The organism is Acinetobacter sp. FDAARGOS_559, from assembly GCF_003940475.1.
Classification (GTDB): Bacteria; Pseudomonadota; Gammaproteobacteria; order Pseudomonadales; family Moraxellaceae; genus Acinetobacter; species Acinetobacter baumannii.
Window position 1 is genome coordinate 101,429 of sequence record NZ_RKJG01000004.1, and the last position, 15,456, is coordinate 116,884.

Here is a 15,456-nt window from a genome sequence, read left to right on the forward strand (position 1 = left end):
AGATATGAAAGGTTATAAAACTTTGACAGTTGGCGTCGATGATGGCCATGACGGAATCAAGATTTATTGTGGTGAAGTGGGTAAATCATTTCGTCTACCAAGTCGAGTAGCCAATGGACGCACCATTATTGGTGATACCGATGAAGTAAACAAACAAATCATTCACGTTAATGGCAAGTATTTTACTGTCGATGAATTTACAAAAGAGCATATTGATACACGTACTGAAGATTATCCGCTAAGTGATGCGAATGTCGCACTTGTGCACCATGCTCTTCACCAAGCTTTTGATGGCCAATACCGTAAATTTAAAATTGCAACTGGCTTACCATTAAATCGGTACTACGGTGGTAAAGACAAAGCTAAAAATGAGAAGTTGATTGCTGACAAAACTCAAAATCTATTGATTAATAAGGATTTTAACAACCCTACTGTTTACAATCTTTATGAGCACGACAAAAAAAATGATCCTTTGCAAATTTTAAACCATATCGTTCTTTCTGAAGGTCAATGTGCTTATTTTGATGCTCTCATGGATGATAATGGCAAACGCTCAAGTATGTATGAAGATTTATGGGAAGGTGGTTGTGCAATTATCGATATTGGTGGTCGCACTACCGATATTGCAATGATCAATCCCCGTGGCGGCACCATGCAAGCTTCTCGCTGCGACACTCTAGATGTAGGGATAATTACTTTAAAAAATAAGGTAAGTCAAAATCTTAAGGAGTTTTTCGGGCTTTCTTCAAATATTACAGATTGGCGACTCTCTAAAGCCTTGAAGACCGGCATTTATAATCATGGCGGGAAAGATCACGATATTTCAAAAATCTTAAATGCTGCAAAGGTTGAAATCACTGATCAGATTGAAAACTCTATCAAAGTGAATGTGCAAGACGGTCAAGATCTAGGAGCAGTGTTGCTCGTTGGTGGAGGTTCAATCACGCTTGGTGACGAGCTACTTAAACGATTCAACTATGATAACTGGCACCTTGTAAAACAGCCTGAATTTGCGAATGCACGTGGCATGTATAAATGTGCAAAGTATATTTCGAAGCTTTGATTTGAGGTGACTTATGCCTCAAAAACACCGGTTAAGAATCTCTGTTAGTTTAGCCAAGCTACCTAAGCGCCAACGTGATTTTTTGGACAAGTTTAAGAATATAAAAGAGATTGATGTGCATAGCTTCTATGCACATCTCATTTCATATTTCTTTTTTCATCCTACTAAATCACTTCAGTTAATTGGAGCCGTTGGAAAAAATGAGAGCAAAATTGCCCTTAACTTTCATCATGAGGCGCTTGTTAAAACACTTACTGGTAAAACTCAATATCAAAGAGAGCTTTATTGCCTAACCGCTTTATATGAAATGTCCAATATGTTGGCATACAAACTTTTTATGTATTACACGTATGTTACTAATAGGAATTTCAACGAACTGGCAGCTCTTGAGAATCAATTTTTTGAATTGGGAATCTCTGCATTCCTTGATGATTTTATTGAGCTTACGAATGAAACGAAGTTTTTCCAGAATATTCAAATCATGGCATCCAGCTTCAATACTGAAAGCACCAGAGCCTTTGCACTTTTAGAAAGTTATGTTCATAGCGAAACTATGATTACAGCAACTAGTCATCCAGATCCTCTACAGAAACCTATCTTAGACGATCTAACTACCAATGCTCTTTCACCCACCCCTGAATACACTTTAGCTTCACCAAAACAAGAAACGATTGATCAAATCCAAAATCCCGTTGATCAAGAGTCCTTCGATGAACAATCAAGTTCAACTATTGAAGACTGGAGTCAGATTCAGGTCGGATAAGCTTAATATAGGCCGTATATGTCAAATAATCATAATGCAAGTCATGGATCTACTGATGACACACTCATTTTGATTGGTGTTTTATGTGTAGGCATCCCTCTATTAGTTTTTGGGGGATGGAAAATTGGTAAAGTGGCAATTATCACAATTACTCGAAACGTGTACGGGTTAATTGAACTTCCATTTTATTACCTTCAATTATTTATTCAAAAGATAACTGGTTCTAACGCTGGTTATCTGGATTTCACAACTAATGCTATTACAAAGCTATGTTATCCGGATCCAAATCACGCAATGAATCCGTTAATGCATTGTACAGCGAATTTAAAAGTAGTTCCTTTTTCCTTTTATTCTGAAAACTGCATTTTTCCAACGATTCTTATTGGAGCTCTCTTAGTCGGCTGGATCTGGTATAAACATGCAATTAATTTGAAATACTTACCGGACACACGCTATGTTCAAGAACATGATCTTGAATCATTAATTGGAGAGCTGGGATCTTATCAGCCACATTTACGCTATATACAACGTTTTATTCAATCCAACTATGCGACCGACAAAGGGTTTTATAGACTTCTTTTATCGCCAAGAGAATTTATCAAAATACATAATCTTGTTTATGGATTCAGAAAATACGAAATTGAAAATGCCGAAGATTTTGATGATTTCAAAGGCTCAAATTCTCCAAAAGATGATGCTTATCCACTGCTAGACCAAAGCAAATTTGAAAAATTGATGATGCATCAACTTGGTCAAATGCTAGATAAACCATCCAATCTAAGCGATGGCGAAATTATTCTTTATGCACTTTTTTTACCAATGGCTTGTGCTACAGATGAACGCATGTCTGATAAAGAGTTCAAAAAAATTAAAGCTCAAAAAGATATGTTACTTCACTACTTTTGGGACAAAGCCATTGAGCACTTAACTTCAGAAAAAGCTTTTATTAATCCTAAAAATTATGAGCCACGTGAATTTAAGTATTTTGAAAGAAAAAGATTACAGAAAATTGTCGAGAGATACTGGAATCACCCTGTAGCTAAAGAAGTCTTTTCAAAGCATGCATATGTACGTACTGCCCTTATTGCACTGATCTATAAAACCAGAACGTTAGGGGTACTTGCTCCATGTGAGCTTCGCTGGTTGAGAAATTATGACCGCACGCTTTGGGCTCTTGTTCAGAATGTTGGTAGACCTAGTGTTTATGTAGAACAACTAGCGGCATTTTCACACTACACCTCAGAAGCTTATTACCACCGGAGAAAGATTTCTCCAGATTTCAGCTATGGATGGAATGGGCTTTTAGAAAGCCTTAAACAATATCGCTACGCCGATCCTCATGTTTATTTACCAGCGCCTCCGAAAGCTAATGAGATCACCGTCAACTAGCAAAAATATTTATTTTTTGCATATATGTTTTTTTTAAAATCAGGTATTATTCTATAAAATAATTCCTTCAAGGTGAATTTTATGAAAACCAAATCACTTGGTAACAGCAATAAAAAATCAAGCTTTAAATTTCCCCATGTTGCTTTGGCAGCTCTACTTGGCTTTGGTGCGGCTGGAGGATGGTTTTATTACGAATCACATAATGTTCCTACAGGGGTAACTTCAAACAGCACAAACCTTTATAGTGAAAATCTTTTTGCTCAAATGAGTAAGCTGGGCCAAGTTTCTAACGTTCAACCTATGGCTGGCGAACTACTTGCTTGGACCATGCTAATTAATGGCCAGCCACAAGTTGTTTTTACAACTAAAGATGAAAAAGTGGTCATTACTGGAAATGCTTTTGATACAGCAACAATGGATAGTGTAAGCCTTCCTATTTTGCAAAAAGCACAACAAGGTGGTGCTCCAGCAAATTCAACCGGAGTTGCTGCACCGACTGGCGGTAACGTAGCTGTTGATTTTGCCGAAATCGTAGGGAAATGGGATAAAGAAGTTCCTCCTTCTATCTCTTTACTAGATAAATTAAAAGGTGCAAAAGAAGGTAATGCTTCAGCAGTTGATACACTGTATATCGTTTTTGATCCTCGTTGTTCAAATTGTCATGATGCCTACCGCGCAACACGTAAATATGTAGAAAAAGGCTTTTCGATCAAATGGATTCCAACCACGCTACTTGGTAAACATGAAGAAGGCGCTAAATTGGCGGCTGCTGTTCTTCGTGATCCAAAGCAACTCGAAAGAGCGTTCTCAAAAGATCCAAATATAGTGGTCAATCCTACTCCTGAAGAGAAGAAGGCCCTTGAAGAAAACGTGCAATTCCTTACTGAAGCAACCGTACAAAGTACAGGTAGTCAAACAATTGCTGTTCCTACAGCATTTTACTTAAACAAAAAAACAGGTGAGCCAAAAATGACTACTGGCTTATCAGATGAAAGCATTTTAGAAATGATTTTCGGAAAAATCTAAGAATTGGCGAAGGCATAACCTATGAAACTGTTTAATAAAAAAGTGTCATTACCTGATACGACTCATTTACCTTCAGTGACTAGCAATGTTCACGAAAAGGAAGATAAAAGTTTTCTGACAATTCAGGTACATACTGATGATAATTGCACAATTCACAATCGTGCTCCCAAATTAGTATCAATTCAACTTCCAGAACTACCATCATTTAATTACGCTTTAGACTTTGACCAAAGTACATTGAATGCAGATCCGGTGCATACTTCAGAGGAAGTACCTTATAAAATTGTCAAATTCAAAGCAGTTCTAGAAATATCACCTTCCTTTAAGAATGAAACTGATGAAACTAAGACATATGAAATTGCTGATATCGACTTCAAAGTCTATCCAAACGATTATGATTCTAAAGCAGATAAATATTTCTTTAACACCCCTGATGAAATTAAAGAGTATTTAAATGGCCAGTGGGAGGATGCATTTAATAGTATCATCTCAACTTATAACTTAAATAATAGAACTTTTGGCAACCAGAATAACGGTGGTGGATATACCCCTATCACACCTTCAGGTCATGCATCTGTATCAACTGTAAGACAGCCAAGAACCTTTTCAATATTTGGCTATGAGTTTTCACTTTTACAGCTCTTCCTAGCCGCTATTGTTTTACTTCTACTTGCATTTATCTCACTATCTTTATGGGGCCATTATGTTAATTCAAAAAATGGCTATGCAAATTCTTCACAAAACCCGTATTCTTCATCTTCAATTGATCAACAAGTTCAAATTGCAGAAGATGTGGTTTCGCGTGTTCAGGGCAAGCTAGGGGTTCCAGCTACCGCCAAAAGCAATGATCTAGGTTGCTTACAAGATAGTTTAAATTAAAAGGTTATTATGGAAAGTAAACAACGTTTAAATTTCTCACTAGATGAGTACTATTCGGCTATTACACATCTGATCGCCTCTAAACCTAAAAAAGAGGCTTCGGACTTTTCCATCTTAGAAAACGGTTTTTTTACTGATGACAAAGAACTGAGTTTAAAAATAACTCGTGGTGAAAAGTCGAACTTGCATAACCCTCTTTCATCTTCAAATAAGCAATATCCCCTTTTCAATGACAATCAATTAGCCGATCTCATTAATTTCTTTGATACTGCTATTTGGACTGTTGAACGTCGTTTACCAGTACAGAGTTATTGTCGAGCGATTTCACAGAACTTTGACCTTATTGTTGACCTAAAAGCTGAATTTGTGATTGCTTTATCAATCCTAAACAATCTCGAATTCTCTAAAATTCAAAGTCAGTTCCATATTGATGGTACTTCTCATCTTATTGATAAAACGCGCCAACTTTCACGGTTGATTTGCGATATCAATGATCCAAAAGTTCTTCAGGATATCGTTGCTCAATGTAATAAGCGTATCGATGACTTGGATACTGCGCCATATATTGAACGAATGGTTGTAACTGGCCATGACCACATTATTAATAGTCTTCAGCTTTACAGCAAAGTAAAGCCGTATGCGAACATGGTTCAAGACGGCAATAGTGATTTTTCGATCGGTAAAACTCTTGATATCCGTAAATGTGATGTAAAGCGCATCCGAAAGATGTCTAATATTGAAGGGCTATTGAATACAGATAATCGTTCAGCAAGAAGTCGTGCACTTAAAACTGATATTGAGAAGATCCTTGATACTCCATCATATAGTTGGGTTTTAGAGCAATCACAGATGCACGGGATCAGTGAACACCAAGCTCTTAAGAAGATTATTAAAGAACATAAAAAGTTCACTTTGAAATCGAATCTAGATTCTTCAGATGAAGATGAGATTGAAAACACTGGTGAAGTAAATGGCTAAAAAGCTACCCCCACATATCGTTGACGCTCTTGAAGCGTTAGAAGAGAATGAAATTGAAAGTGCATCTTTAAATGCACTTCGATTAAGAGCATGGTTGTATTTCATCCGATTCTTAAGTTCTTTTCAAACAAACTATGAAACTAAAAACCCTTACTCTAGTATTCAATTTACACATCACCAAGCAAGTTTGTTTGCATTTGGAATAGATGACAAGAATCCTGAAAATTTCTTGTTATTCGCTCAAGAAAATGACTTTTGGTGGTTAAGTGAAATTGGTATTGAGTATTTTACATTTATTGAAAAATACTTGATTATCAAGTTTTTACCGCTAAATTATGTCAATTTAAATTTATCCAGTGAGAATAAGATCCGGATTCCAAGCTTAACTATTAGTATTCCGTTAAGCGACATGTACTATGATCATCTTCAGCAATATATTCCAGCATTCAAAAATGCATATATCGGTAAGATTGGACCTTCTCCGGCTGGTATTAATAAATGGAATATTTCTGAGTTCAGTAATCTTCCTATACCTGTTCGACCACAATTGACTCCAATTAATCGTCAACACGCTTTATCCAACAAAACTTCATTCCTTTAAGATAAAAAGGTGCCGAATGCAGCTTTCTCTAGAATTACTTGAACGAGTATTCCGTTCAAATCAGAATGATCCTAATAAATTTATGAGTAGACTCAAGCAATCACCTAATCCGAAACATGTTTTAGATGTTGTGGCAGCCTCAGAAATGTTGCAGAAAGCTAACTTGCTGATACATGATTTGATGTCGAATGGTCAAAAGCAATCACATATTTTTAAAGAAAAAAAGGAATATGAGAGTAAGGATCAAATCTTCACTTTAAGATCTGATGACGATCCAAATAAATTTTATGTATACGTTTTCCACTTAATTCCTGAAAACTCTCTTACTGTAAAGTTCTCCTACTGCTTAGGTACGCTAAATGCACCAAATGTTTTTGGTCCTGAGTCTGCTTTAAAACTAAAAGGTGTTTTACTAAATATTTTTGAGCTTCACCTCAAGCAAGAATTTATTTTCCCATCTTGGTGTAATGTGTTTTATATCAACAACTTAACCTCAAGAGCAATGCCAAATATTGCCCTCTCTTCTATTGAAGATCAGTTAAGTAACCCATTGGATTTTTTTCCAGATGCGATAGAAACATTAAAAATGTATTCTATAAATATCAAAAACATTGATCTAGAAATTATGGATATGTTTGTTAGTTCGAATCAAATGTCTAATTAAGTTTTCATAAATGAAAATTTTTTTGGAAAAATACTTTCATAAATTTAATATTCTGCTATTCTATTAATCATGCGGTGGACGGGTAGTGATTTCTACAAGAGTTCGCCCTGATTTTTATAAATAGGATAAGCACATGAACGACAAGACTTCACAAATTAAAGATGCCGGTATCTTAACTATTGGTAATGGAAAAGGTGGCGTCGGTAAAAGTACATTTACCGTACATTCTGCGTACTTTTTTTCTCAACATGGCTACAAGGTAATTGTCGTGGACCTTGATAATCAAGGCAACAGCTCTGGTCATTTATTAATGCTCAATTCAAATACAGTATTACCAGAATATGTGACGCGACCAACCTCACCTGTACATAACTTAGGGGACGCAATTTCTCTTTTTCTTAAAGATAATCATAATCTTAAGTGCGACTTACAAAATGGCTCAATTGGCGTTTTTCGACCAACTAAAGCACTCGCTAATATAAACACGAGTAGCGATGTTGATCTAGTTACTATTTTTAAAGATAATATTAGTAAGTTATTGAAATATAAAACAGTTATTATATTCGACACACCCCCTACTCTAAGTAATTTAATGCTTCTACCTTTATCAGTATCAAATGTAGTTTTAATTCCGACAATGCTTAAACAATACGCATCGGATGGTATTCGAGATTATTTGTCTTTTGCTAATAAAATTAAAAAAACGAACAACCCCAAGTTATTAATTGGCGGTATTGTTCCCAATATGGTTAATTTAAAATCAAATATTCAAAAGAATGAACTATCTAAGTTGTTGGAAGTGGCTGAGCAAACCAATTTGTTCTACCAAGATAAATCTAATATGGCATATATAACGGATAAGAATGTTATAGAAGAAGCAGTCACTTATGGCACTGCTTGTTGGCATATTAATAAAACATCATCACGTGATGTCAAACGAACATTTACCAATATATTCAAACAAGTTGGCACTCAACTTAAATTATCTGTGTTCAATACATCTGGTAAAGGAGAATAAATCATGAGTATGTTATTAGATTCAATCCTTAAGGATGATGAAACAGAAGCTAATGCCGAACAAAAAGAAATTGAACTCCATCTAATCGATCTCGATCCGGAAAACCCACGTAAGACATTCATTGAAGCTAAAGAAAAAGATCTTGAAGAAAGTATTCGTGAAAGCGGTGTTCGTATACCCGTTATTCTTATAAAGCATCCTCATGATAGCAACCGTTTTATTGTTAAAGATGGCAATAGACGAGTTAAAAACAGCCTTCGTGCTGGAATTGATAAGATCCCAGCCGTTGTTGTAGAAAGCTTTACAGAGTTGGACCAGTTAACAGCTAACACAATGAATGAAGACATGACTATTTATGATATTAGTCGTGCTATTGTTCGCTTAAAGGCTAAAGGATACAGCCAACGTCAAATCGGTAAAACGCTGGCTTATGGTGATGCAAAAGTTTCAAAGATTGTAGCTATCACCGATGGGTTGGATGAAGAAATTCTCGAAACTCTGGAAGATATGTGTAATCGCAATCTATTAAATGACTTCTCAGCAATGTATGAGATTGCAGTTTTATATCGTGATCATAAAGTAGATGTACGTGCTTGGGTTGAAAAACAATCTGCAACAGCTAAAAAAATTGGTATTGCTGAAGTACAAAAATTCAAAAAGACTTTTGAAACAGATCTTGAAAAAGATAAACCTAAATCAAAAGAAGTTTCACTCAATGAAACTGTAATTGAGGATATTCTATCGAAAGCTAAAGAAAGCTTACCGTTAGTATCGAAACTACATAAGGGCGAAATCAAAGATCCTGAAGAACGTGAAGAAGTTGTAAATTCTTTAGGTGAACTGATTAAGGATCTGACTTTAATTTTAAAGCAATATAAATAAGCGTTAATTGGAAAAACCACCGAAAGGTGGTTTTTCTCTATCTATGGCTTTGTTTTTTTATCTTTTTTTAATTCATAATTTTTATCATTCCATCAAAACTAAAATAATTTCTAGTTTGATGATTTGCTGTAAGGTTCCAAATCCGGTTTTTAAACATACTTCCCCCAAATCCAATTTTGTTTTTACCAAAGATCTGTTGTACATCCTCAATAGCCTTCATAAGTTGCTCTGTTTTCTCCAGATCCTGATGGTCAGTTAACAGATCATAGGTGTAAGTATGTTTTGGTTCGAGACAAGTCAAAATCACTCCGGCTTTTTTAAATTCAATTCCGGCCTTATAGACTTGATCCATTAATCTTGTTGCTGTTTGAACCAGTAACCTTAAATCATCCGTAGGTACAGCAAAAGATGCGCTTTGTTCCTTTTTATAAAAAGGCTTTGTTTTATCAAAAGGATTTGAATACCCAAACACAATAAGGCACCCCACAAGAACTTGTTCATTTCTCGCACGTGTAAACGCTTCTTGTGTTCTTTTAATAATTGCTTCTTTCAAATCATGAATTTTTGTTATTCTCTGGCCAAACGTTCGTGATGAGACAATTTGTTTTTTTGTTGGAGGCGTATGCTCTATATCAATACATGATATGCCATTTAACTCCAGAACAGTACGCTTTAATACCACTGAAAAAACACTTTGTATATGCGATGGTGGAGCCATCATTAGGTCATAGATCGTATTAATATTCATAAGCTGAAGTTTCTTTTTTTGTTGCCGGCCCACCCCCCAAACCTCTCCAACATCCGTATTACGATAAATAGAATCTTTTACTTCAGCAATATCAAAAATATTACAAATACCGTTCAAATGTGGATAGGTTTTCGCTATATGATTCATGCACTTAGCCTCTGTTTTCGTGCGTCCAATCCCCACACAAACGGGCAAAGATAAAAATTTCATTAGTTTATCTTTAATGTCTTTAGCACATTGATTCAAATCATATATATCCCTATAACTTGTAAGTTCCAGAAATGCTTCATCAACTGAATATATTTCATGGTTTTCTGGAGAAACGTATTCAGCTAATATTTTATGAAAACGCCGGCTCATTTCCCCATAAATAATATAGTTACTTGAAAGAACAATAACATCGTTTCTCATTATTAAATCTTGGATTTGAAATAATGGTTCACCCATTTTGATTCCAAGCTTTTTTGCAGCCGGACTTCTGGCTACGATATTTCCATCATTACTTGACAAAACTACACAGGCACGCCCCGATAAGGAAGGATCAAAAGCCGTTTCTACCGAGGTGTACATATTATTGACATCAACGAGTAAAAAAATTTTGTTTGTGTGGTTCATGATCTTTTTCTAACATTTTTTAGAATGAACGTAACTACTCCCCATACGATCAGATTTTCCCCTTCACTAAAATATATATTCTTGTAGTCTGGATTCTCTGCCTCTAGCCAGACTTTCGTTCCTTCTATCTTTAATCGCTTAACAGTAAATTCATTTTCTATAAGTGCTACTACAATATCGTCGTTCTTCGCTTCTAAACTACGATCAACCACAAGCTCATCGTTGATATCAATTCCAGCATTTATCATTGATAACGAGCAAACTTTGACAATAAAAGTTGCAGCTTCGTTCCGGATAAGATGCTCATTCATATCCATCATTTTATCTACATAATCTTGAGCTGGTGATGGAAATCCCGCTGATATCTTTTCACTTACGAATGGAATTTTTATGGATGAAGATCTAACTACTTCATGTACACAAATCACATCCGGATAAACTTTGCCACACAATAAATGGCTGCATGCCTGCCCCAACTCAACTGCTCTATTCATTTTGCCACCTTTTGAAAACGTAACGTATTCAAAATAATAAAGTAGAGTCCAGCCAAATTTCAAATTTAAATGTTGTGGATAAACAGATTGATTTATAAAATTTGATCAACGGTTCTTGTGCTTGTAAAAATCTAAAAAACGGGCCTATAGTCTCTATAGGCCCGTTTTATAAGTACATTATTATTAGATCAAACATGAAATTCAGTGATCATCTGATTCATATGAGCTTCAATTGTACGGATACGTTCTACTACATCTTCGAAGGACATTGAGCTATGATTAAGCATACCGGCTTCATTCATTTTACTAAAATCACTTTCAAGATGTGTTAACCCTTCTGGATCGGGAATCAACCTAAAGCTGCCTGTTAAACATTCTCCATAATGAGCATATGATGCATTATAGAAAGTACTTTTAAGAGAAATGACGTCTTTAAGCAATTCAATATTCTGGATAGCTTGAGTACCAATATCATCACTATACAAAGAAGTTAAATCGAACCAATGTCTAGAAAGACGTTCGGCATTTTCCCTTACCCCTCGATGACATTCCACATGAATAAGGGTGGCTTTTTCCCAAAATGTCCTCTCCGGTGACAAAACTACTACTTGGCTACTTGGATATTCGATATGATCTGTGCTTTCTGCTACATCTGGCTCGATGAAATGAGTTTCACTTGGATCAATTATATTTCGTCCACCAAATTCTATTAGCACATAGTCTTTGATATATCCTCTTCTTCCGCCCTCTTTAATAGCTGAAGGATATATAAAACGGATTTGTTCTGAACCCTCTGCAATCACCTCAAAGTCCTCACCATTAGGAAGTAGTTGAATTTGTGATTTCAAATAGGGAATAACAACGTCCATTGTATATTCTTGCACGTTTGCTTTTAATGCTTCAGATAAGCGTCTAATTGCAGATCTACTTAGTGAATCCGGAACCGTTTGGTTTGGACCAAGATTTAGCTCTTTGCAAACCTCAAATTGTCTATAATCAAGTGTAATATCAATATCTTCAGAAAAGCGATCAATAACTTTGTAAATTTTGGATAAAGAAGTTCCTCCCTTAAAAGCCATAGATAAGCGATTTGGCATCTCAAAAATTTGTTTAAGTACCCAACATACCCAAATATCTTTCTCTAAAACAATGCTGTTCTTTCCAAAATGCCTTGCCGAGAAATGCAAAATACCATACTGCTCTTTTTGCGTTAAATGTGTGTACTTAACAGGCATTATTAATATCGCTATATTTAATCAATGTTTTATGCATCCAATCCGCTATATGTGCTTTCATCAATTTTTGAAATTCTTTATCAGTAAGATTCTCACGAATTTTAAGAATCACTTCCTCCGAAACCAGCTCCTTTCCTAAATATTGTAAGGCTGCAATTGCCAAACCAATATTTGTACCTGCATATTTAATTAAAGCTTCATTATTTGTATGAATGAGCTTTACATGTATACCCGCAATTTCAAGCTCACGTGTGACACCACTTGTGTAATAAACGTAAATTGTTGGAACTTGAGTGCTTAATCCAAGTTTATTAGCCGCAGCACCACCATGAAGTTGAATCTTTTCGTTATATTTTTTTGAAATTACCTTAAGTGCCTCATCGACATTAGGCGGCACAATTCGCCCTTTAAGAAACTTATTTCGTAAAGGTTTATAGTAAATCCCATTTCTAATTCGATAAATCTCACCTTTTTGAGCTAATCGAGACAAATTACGTTGAATCGCTTCTTTATTCCCATATGTTTCAGGAATATTTTCAATAGAAAAAACTCGACCTCTTGGGAATTTTTTAATTTTATGTCTTACATTCTCCGCTACTGAAGAATTTTCAAATTTTTCCTCTTGAGCTAAGGCGTACATAATCTACCCTCCACACAAATATAAAATTCATTTTACAACGTTTTCAGACAAAGGTTGTTTGAAAAAATCACATTTTTTCGGACAAATGTTAAATCGTGATAATAAATATTATTGGGGACTTTTCGACATAATTCTAGAGATAGTGATTTTTCTCTTTTTTTCAAACTTCCATGTAGTTACAAGTTCTGATAACCAGCGGTCTAGATAATGGACTATTCTTAATCTTTCCTGATCTTCAGGGTATGAATTAACTTTGGTGTGCCAGCTTGAAGGTGGTTCATCTGGTCCATAAACAAGAAACTCGTTAATTGATCCTGAAGCTTTGAGCTTATCAGTGACCCATACTTCAAAGACTCTAGCAAAAAGCTCAGTTGGATCCGTCCAGTATGCTTCTTTTCTCCCTTGATCTAACAAGCATGCATTCTTTGCAAATGTAGAATTAGTCCTTCCTTGTTGTTCATCAGTTATGTTCTTGTCTGAAGTAAAAATCATATTTTCAAGAAGAACTTTAAAACATCTCAGGCTTTCGGATTCACTTATCTTTAAACCACTTGAATAAAGGCTAAGTGAGTGATTATTGTATTTAGTAATAAAAGACTCAGTTAGAAAATCTCTTTTTGTTTTACTCTTTAAAGCTAAATAAGCATCTAACGCATGGCCAAATTCATGAGCAAGTGCTCCCACACCTTTTGTCTTTGTCAAATGAATTAGCCATTGATCAAGCTCAAAATGTGCTGCTGCCCCATCATACCCTCGCCCTCTGCTGCCAAAAGCAATACCCAATTTACCACCTAGTGAGGCAAAAGAAGGTGGTAAACCACAAAGCCTTGTAAGATCTATAAAGGAATCATAAGTAGCGTCTAGGAAACCTTGTCTTTCAGATTGAGTTACATAATTTCCCCATTCAATCCCTCTAAATTTAAAGGTACTCAAAAACTCCTCAGTTGAAATATTTGATTGACGATATGTTTCCCCTACCCGTACAAATGGTCGATTAAATGTAGGGCGTTTTGGAGGCTTAGAACGCACTTTTGAGTTATTGTCTGGCTGCTCTTCTTTCCTTTTTTGAATAATACTTCTGAATTCAGATTTGGCCACTTGTAATGCAGCCTCATAATGATCATGCTTGGTCCAATTATCTAAGCTCCGGATCCTCCGCTCCTTGATGCCTTCTATTGCATACCAAAATAGCTTTTTTGAATCATTATCCGAAAACTCATAAGCTCCAAAACAATCTGAATCCAGAATTAACTTATGTGGCCAGCCAATATTAAGTAGATTTTTAAAACGAATTCTAGAATGTAAATTGAAATATAATGGATGCTGGACAACCCGCCCTTTTCTTCTACCAGCAGCATACAACTCATTACCAGAATATTTCGCTTTCATAAAATCGTTGAAGTCTTGAACTAATACATCTCTATTTTCATAAGTTTTTTTTTCATAAGCTTCTTTCAAAAAATTCAATGTATCTTCATACGCTTTTTCAAATGATTGGCCACTAATATTGAACCACCCCCCGTTTAAAGGCTTATTGCATAAACCTTCATACACAAGCATAAAAAGTAATGCATGCTCTTTAGTTTTAATTCCGTTATGAACGTCTTCTCTAAAATTCGGTGAAGGCCATATCTTTTTTTTGGTTATTTTGCTGTCATTTTTTCCTAGCTTAAATGGTTGATTGAAGATCGGAGAAGCCGCATCTTTACGCGCACCTTCGAATTTTTCTCCAGCATCTTCAATTCTTGTATTATTTAATTCTTCCATTTAAGCCCGCCATTCAGATCAGATTAAAATACAGCTCCTTGAGCAAGAATCATCTTCGCCTCTCTTGTACCCGACTCAAGCAAAAACTTGAGCTGTTCCGACTCATTATTGGCAATAACTGAAGGTATGTTATGGCAAGCATCAGCTAATGATTCAATATTTTGAATATCTTTAACTGATAACCCACCATTGCCTTGTGCTCTTCTTATAATTACCCTGATCGCGATTAAACTTTCAGATACAGACATCAGCGCACTTCGCTCTATTGGATTCAGGTTATTCAATATATGCGCCTTATTTACTGCCAAAAATTTGAGCTGCCTTATATGAAGTTAAGCCCATTATTTTAGCTCTACAGTAATCACCGGTGCCTAAACTTGCTGCACCTTGCATACCGGTCTGAATTTGGCCAATCTGATTGCATAAATTGTTAATCGATGATAGATCCGAAACGGCTTTATTCCATGCAGGAATTTTGGATTTTTCCGGTGAATGACCCTTAATTGTTTCAGCAAGTTGGGCATGCTTAGCTATAACTTCGTTATAACAAGTAAGCGAATCTCCATAGGTTGCTTCACCGCAACTATCTGTCATTTGCTCGACTTGCTTGAACTGATTTTGAAACTTGGAGTTCGCATTAGCAGTTACAGAAGCACCTAGAATTAAAGATATCAAGATTAATTTTTTCATTTCT

General features: G+C 35.6%; 17 protein-coding genes. 10 read left to right on the forward strand and 7 right to left on the reverse strand.

Annotation, left to right across the window (positions count from 1 at the left end; genetic code table 11):
- Nucleotides 1-4: 4 nt before the first annotated feature.
- The 10 genes from parM to EGS71_RS01220 all read left to right on the forward strand — a co-directional run bounded on the left by parM (nt 5) and on the right by EGS71_RS01220 (nt 9,263).
- Nucleotides 5-1,063 carry a ParM/StbA family protein gene (parM, locus tag EGS71_RS01175; RefSeq protein ID WP_000679487.1) on the forward strand — a complete coding sequence of 353 codons (1,059 nt, stop codon included), beginning with the start codon at nt 5-7 and terminating at the stop codon, nt 1,061-1,063.
- Between the two features lie 13 nt (nt 1,064-1,076).
- Nucleotides 1,077-1,826, forward strand: coding sequence for a hypothetical protein (locus EGS71_RS01180; protein WP_001135704.1), 750 nt, complete (start codon nt 1,077-1,079; stop codon nt 1,824-1,826).
- Between the two features lie 18 nt (nt 1,827-1,844).
- Nucleotides 1,845-3,215: a hypothetical protein gene (locus tag EGS71_RS01185; protein ID WP_000069415.1), complete on the forward strand. Its 1,371-nt coding sequence runs from the start codon at nt 1,845-1,847 to the stop codon at nt 3,213-3,215.
- Nucleotides 3,216-3,296: 81 nt separating this feature from the next.
- Complete coding sequence (locus tag EGS71_RS01190; RefSeq protein ID WP_000851072.1) at nt 3,297-4,241, forward strand: hypothetical protein; 945 nt, start codon at nt 3,297-3,299, stop codon at nt 4,239-4,241.
- A gap of 21 nt (nt 4,242-4,262) precedes the next feature.
- Nucleotides 4,263-5,120: a hypothetical protein gene (locus EGS71_RS01195; protein WP_000765384.1), complete on the forward strand. Its 858-nt coding sequence runs from the start codon at nt 4,263-4,265 to the stop codon at nt 5,118-5,120.
- A gap of 9 nt (nt 5,121-5,129) precedes the next feature.
- On the forward strand, nt 5,130-6,098 hold the full coding sequence (locus tag EGS71_RS01200; protein WP_000444264.1) for a hypothetical protein: 969 nt from the start codon (nt 5,130-5,132) through the stop codon (nt 6,096-6,098).
- Entirely contained in the window at nt 6,091-6,699 is a 609-nt protein-coding gene (locus tag EGS71_RS01205) for a hypothetical protein (RefSeq protein ID WP_001085266.1), read from the forward strand. The genes EGS71_RS01200 and EGS71_RS01205 overlap by 8 nt, the downstream gene beginning before the upstream one ends.
- Before the next feature lie 16 nt (nt 6,700-6,715).
- On the forward strand, nt 6,716-7,363 hold the full coding sequence (locus tag EGS71_RS01210) for a hypothetical protein (RefSeq protein WP_001177226.1): 648 nt from the start codon (nt 6,716-6,718) through the stop codon (nt 7,361-7,363).
- A gap of 133 nt (nt 7,364-7,496) precedes the next feature.
- On the forward strand, nt 7,497-8,381 hold the full coding sequence (locus EGS71_RS01215) for a ParA family protein (protein ID WP_000998564.1): 885 nt from the start codon (nt 7,497-7,499) through the stop codon (nt 8,379-8,381).
- 3 nt (nt 8,382-8,384) lie between these two features.
- Nucleotides 8,385-9,263, forward strand: a complete 879-nt coding sequence (locus tag EGS71_RS01220) for a ParB/RepB/Spo0J family partition protein (RefSeq protein WP_000062236.1) — start codon at nt 8,385-8,387, stop codon at nt 9,261-9,263.
- Between the two features lie 67 nt (nt 9,264-9,330).
- On the opposite strand, the gene EGS71_RS01225 is transcribed toward EGS71_RS01220, so the two are convergent.
- From EGS71_RS01225 to EGS71_RS01260, 7 genes are all read right to left on the reverse strand, one after another.
- On the reverse strand, nt 9,331-10,626 hold the full coding sequence (locus EGS71_RS01225) for a Y-family DNA polymerase (protein WP_001016937.1): 1,296 nt from the start codon (nt 10,624-10,626) through the stop codon (nt 9,331-9,333).
- Nucleotides 10,623-11,120, reverse strand: coding sequence for a LexA family protein (locus EGS71_RS01230; protein ID WP_001077961.1), 498 nt, complete (start codon nt 11,118-11,120; stop codon nt 10,623-10,625). Before EGS71_RS01230 ends, EGS71_RS01225 begins: the two co-directional genes overlap by 4 nt.
- Before the next feature lie 188 nt (nt 11,121-11,308).
- Nucleotides 11,309-12,355 (reverse strand): nucleotidyl transferase AbiEii/AbiGii toxin family protein, encoded by a 1,047-nt coding sequence (locus EGS71_RS01235; protein WP_001144533.1) that lies wholly within the window; start codon nt 12,353-12,355, stop codon nt 11,309-11,311.
- Nucleotides 12,345-12,995 carry a DUF6088 family protein gene (locus EGS71_RS01240; protein ID WP_000271057.1) on the reverse strand — a complete coding sequence of 217 codons (651 nt, stop codon included), beginning with the start codon at nt 12,993-12,995 and terminating at the stop codon, nt 12,345-12,347. The genes EGS71_RS01235 and EGS71_RS01240 overlap by 11 nt, the downstream gene beginning before the upstream one ends.
- Nucleotides 12,996-13,103: 108 nt before the next feature.
- Complete coding sequence (locus tag EGS71_RS01245; protein WP_002015123.1) at nt 13,104-14,762, reverse strand: LPD1 domain-containing protein; 1,659 nt, start codon at nt 14,760-14,762, stop codon at nt 13,104-13,106.
- Between the two features lie 23 nt (nt 14,763-14,785).
- Nucleotides 14,786-15,046: a hypothetical protein gene (locus tag EGS71_RS01255; RefSeq protein ID WP_002016355.1), complete on the reverse strand. Its 261-nt coding sequence runs from the start codon at nt 15,044-15,046 to the stop codon at nt 14,786-14,788.
- 10 nt (nt 15,047-15,056) lie between these two features.
- Entirely contained in the window at nt 15,057-15,452 is a 396-nt protein-coding gene (locus EGS71_RS01260; RefSeq protein ID WP_000733607.1) for a hypothetical protein, read from the reverse strand.
- Nucleotides 15,453-15,456: the final 4 nt, after the last annotated feature.